At 73.8% G+C, this 3,918-nt stretch carries 5 protein-coding genes; 4 read left to right on the top strand and 1 reads right to left on the bottom strand.

What is annotated here, in order from left to right:
- The 3 genes from ACR9ZK_RS20950 to erpA all read left to right on the top strand — a co-directional run.
- A partial coding sequence (locus ACR9ZK_RS20950; protein ID WP_481343897.1) for an S-adenosylmethionine:tRNA ribosyltransferase-isomerase occupies window positions 1-770 on the top strand: 770 nt, incomplete at its 5' end.
- 24 nt (window positions 771-794) lie between these two features.
- The gene (locus ACR9ZK_RS20945) at window positions 795-1,958 is read left to right on the top strand and encodes a glycerate kinase family protein (RefSeq protein WP_481343896.1); all 1,164 of its coding nucleotides are present in this window, start codon (window positions 795-797) and stop codon (window positions 1,956-1,958) included.
- A gap of 251 nt (window positions 1,959-2,209) precedes the next feature.
- Window positions 2,210-2,587, top strand: a complete 378-nt coding sequence (gene erpA / locus ACR9ZK_RS20940; RefSeq protein WP_323098708.1) for an iron-sulfur cluster insertion protein ErpA — start codon at window positions 2,210-2,212, stop codon at window positions 2,585-2,587.
- Window positions 2,588-2,654: 67 nt separating this feature from the next.
- Here erpA and ACR9ZK_RS20935 read toward each other — a convergent pair whose 3' ends face one another.
- Window positions 2,655-2,849: a hypothetical protein gene (locus tag ACR9ZK_RS20935; protein ID WP_481343895.1), complete on the bottom strand. Its 195-nt coding sequence runs from the start codon at window positions 2,847-2,849 to the stop codon at window positions 2,655-2,657.
- Between the two features lie 97 nt (window positions 2,850-2,946).
- On the opposite strand from ACR9ZK_RS20935, the gene ACR9ZK_RS20930 reads away from it, so the two are divergent.
- Window positions 2,947-3,918 (top strand): carbohydrate kinase family protein (locus ACR9ZK_RS20930; protein WP_481343894.1); only part of this gene is annotated, 972 nt, incomplete at its 3' end.

The raw sequence follows: 3,918 nt of genomic DNA, 5'->3' as shown, positions 1-3,918 counted from the left end.
GCTCCGGCTCGGGGGCCGCCGGCCCGGCGGTCGTGCGGGCGAGGCTGCACCTCGACGCGCCCTACCCGCACGAGGGGTCGTCACCGACGGGGGTGGGAAACCGGCTCTGGCGCGCCACGGTCATCGCCCCCGACGGCCCGACGGCGGCTCACGACGTGCCTGAGCTCCTCACCGGCCTGGACCGCGTCGGCCGGCCCATCGCCTACGGGTACCTCGACCACCGCTACCCGCTCGCCGCGTACCAGACCGTCTTCGGGAGCGTCCCGGGCAGCGCCGAGATGGCGAGCGCCGGGCGGCCCTTCACGGCCGAGCTCGTGACGCGCCTCGTCACCGCGGGCGTCCTCGTCGCACCGGTCCTGCTCCACACCGGGGTGTCGTCGCAGGAGGCCGGCGAGGCGCCGCAGCCCGAGTGGTTCTCGGTGCCCGCCCGGACCGCCGACCTCGTCAACCACGTCGTCTCGCACGGCGGTCGCGTCGTGGCCGTGGGCACGACGGCCACCCGCGCGCTCGAGTCGGCCACCGGTGCGGGCGGTACCGTCCGCGCCGCCGAGGGCTGGACCGACCTCGTCATCGGACCGGACCGGCCGGTGCGCGTCGTCGGCGGGCTCGTCAGCGGCTGGCACGACCCGGAGGCCTCCCACCTGCTGCTCGTCGAGTCGGTCGCGGGTGCGGCCCTGACCCAGGCGGCCTACGACGAGGCGGTCGCGCACCGGTACGGCTGGCACGAGTTCGGCGACGCCGGCCTGTTCCTGCCGCGACGAGACCGGTAGCACCCGGGTGGGAGGATGCGACGCGTGCACGTCATCCTCGCACCCGACTGCTACACCGGCACGCTGACCGCCCGGCAGGCCGCGGCCGCCATGGCCGACGGCTGGTCGCGCAGCGCCCCGCACGACGCCCTGACGCTCGTGCCGCTGTCGGACGGCGGCACCGGGTTCGTCGACGTCCTCGCCGCCTCCCTGGTGGGGCAGGTGCTCGGCGTCGTCACGACCGACCCGCTCGGGCGCGAGGTGCCGGGATCGGTCCTGCTCGTCGACGGGCCGGCCGGCCGCACGGCCTACGTCGAGTCGGCCCAGGCCGCCGGCCTGCACCTGCTCGGCGCGGACGAACGCGACCCGACGCGGACGACGTCCTTCGGCGTCGGCACTCTCGTGCTCGCTGCCCTCGAGGCCGGGGCGCGACGCGTCGTCGTCGGGCTCGGCGGCTCGGGCACGAACGACGCCGGCGCAGGCCTGCTCGCCGCGCTCGGCGTCGGGCCTCGTAAGCGCCTGGCGCGGGGCGGGCTCGAGCTGTCGGCCACCGACGCGGACGACGTCGCCGGCCTCGACGCGGCCCGCGGGCGCCTGCGCGGCATCGAGATCGTCGTGGCGAGCGACGTCGACTCGCCGCTGCTCGGGCTCAAGGGGGCAAGTGCCGTCTTCGCGCCGCAGAAGGGCGCCACCGAGGAGGACGCCCAGCGCTTGGAGAACGCCCTCGGCCACTTCGCGAGCGTCGTCGCCCGGGTCCGTCCTCCGGCGCACGACCTGCTCACGGGGACGGCGATGCGCCCGGAGCGCGAGCCCGGAGCGGGCGCGGCGGGCGGCCTCGGGTACGCCCTCCTCCTCCTCGGCGCGCGTCGGACGTCGGGGGTCGGCGCGGTCCTCGAGGCCGTCGGCTTCGGCGGTCTCGTCCGGGGTGCCGACCTCGTCGTGACCGGGGAGGGCTGCTTCGACTGGCAGTCGCTGCGCGGCAAGGTCGTCGTCGGTGTGGCCGAGGCGGCCGCGTCGGTCGGCATCCCGGCGGTCGCCGTGCCCGGGCAGGCGCTCGTCGGACGTCGTGAGGCGATGGCGGCCGGCCTGTCGGGGGTGTACCCGGTCGCCGAGCGACCCGGAGACGTCGCCGCCTCCCTCGCCGACCCGGCGGCCCGGCTCGCCGACCGGGTCGCGCGGGTCGCGCGGACGTGGTCCCCCGGGCGGTGAGACCCCGTGCGGTGAGACCCCGTGCGGTGAGACCCCGTGCGGTGAGACCCCGGACCGCGCGCCGCTGCCGGTCCGCTCCCGGCTCACGACGTGGTCCCGAGTGTCCGCATCGTGGGCCGGCCGTGGGGGAGGGCCGTGAGGTCTGCACGTGCCCACGCCGCGTCGACGTATCCTTGAAGGGCCGGGAACACTTCCGGCGCGCCACGGGTTGAGACTCCTGACCCGTGCACCACGACGCGAAGGACCAGCACATGAGTGTCGAGACGAACGCTTCTCCCGCCGAGGCCCAGACCGAGGCCCCCGCCCACGGTGTCGTCCTCACGGACGTCGCCGCGACCAAGGTCAAGAGCCTCCTCGAGCAGGAGGGTCGCGACGACCTCCGCCTCCGTGTGGGCGTCCAGCCCGGCGGTTGCTCCGGCCTGATCTACCAGCTCTACTTCGACGAGCGCACCCTCGACGGTGACCTCGTGCGCGACTTCGACGGTGTCGAGGTCGTCGTCGACCGGATGAGCAGCCCGTACCTCGAGGGCGCGACGATCGACTTCGCCGACACGATCGAGAAGCAGGGCTTCACCATCGACAACCCGAACGCGGGCAGCAGCTGCGCCTGCGGCGACTCCTTCAGCTGAGCCGACGAAGGGCCCGACCGCAACGGTCGGGCCCTTCGCGATGTCCGACGCCGGCCACGTCAGTCGGTCAGCTGCCGTAGTCGCCGAGACCCCGGGTGAACCGCGCCGCGTCGTCCGGCACGTCGATGTCGACGTGCCGGGGCTGCCAGGCCCGCGGAGCGGTGTGAGGGAGGTCGAGGTCCCGACAGTCCATCACGAGCTCGGAGACGCTGCCCGAGTCGAGCTCGTCCCTGGGGGAGGGGAACTCCAGCGCCGTGTCCATGCACCAACGCTAGTTCCGCCGCAGCCGCCCGCACACCCCGTACCGGCGGGTAGGTGTGCGCCACCCCGGTCGACGCCGTTCGCGCTAGGTTCTCCGTGTGCAGATCGCCATCACCGGTTCCATCGCCACCGACCACCTCATGACCTTCGACGGCCTGTTCGCCGACTCCCTCGTCGTCGAGCAGCTCGACAAGATCTCACTGTCCTTCCTCACCCAGGACCTACAGGTACGGCGGGGCGGGGTCGCTGCGAACATCGCCTTCGGGATGGCCAACCTCGGCCAGAGCCCGATCCTCGTCGGAGCGGTCGGCGAGGACTTCACGGACTACCGGTCCTGGCTCGAGCGGCACGGCGTCGACTGCGCGTCGGTGCACTACTCCGAGTCCCAGCACACGGCCCGCTTCATCTGCACGACCGACCGCGACATGGCCCAGATCGCCACCTTCTACGCCGGTGCGATGTCCGAGGCGCGCGACATCGAGCTGGCCCCGGTGGCCCAGCGGGTCGGGGGCCTCGACCTCGTCGTCGTCGGCGCCAACGACCCGGAGGCGATGCTGCGCCACACCGACGAGTGCCGCAGCCGCGGCATCCCCTTCGCGGCCGACCCGAGCCAGCAGCTGGCCTTCTGCGACGGGCCGACCATCGCCCGCCTCGTCGACGGCGCGGACTACCTGTTCACGAACGAGTACGAGAGCCACCTGGCCTGCCAGAAGACCGGCTGGAGCGAGGACGAGCTCGCCGAGCGCGTCCGGGTGCAGGTCAAGACCCGCGGCAAGGACGGCGTCACCGTGCGCGTCCGTGGTGAGGAGCCCGTCGAGGTCGGCATCGCCCGCGAGGTCCGCAAGGCCGACCCCACCGGCGTCGGCGACGCCTTCCGGGCCGGCTACCTCACCGGCCTCTCCGCAGGCCTGTCGGTCCGCCACTGCGCCGAGCTCGGCTCGATGCTCGCGACGTACGTCATCGAGACCGTCGGCACCCAGGAGTACGCGCTGTCGACGACGCGGTTCCTCGAGCGGCTCGCCGACGCCTACGGCTGTCTCTTATACACATCTGACGCTGCCGACGACGGA

Source organism: Monashia sp. HAY1-5C (genome assembly GCF_056755255.1).
The sequence above is the reverse complement of the archived record's forward strand: the minus strand, read 5'-3'. Positions and strand labels throughout refer to the sequence as shown.

Coding starts and splice junctions, on each gene's coding strand:
- ACR9ZK_RS20935 (WP_481343895.1), bottom strand. CDS start 2,849: ATGGACACGGCGCTGGAGTTCCCCTCCCCCAGGGACGAGCTCGACTCG.
- erpA (WP_323098708.1), top strand. CDS start 2,210: ATGAGTGTCGAGACGAACGCTTCTCCCGCCGAGGCCCAGACCGAGGCC.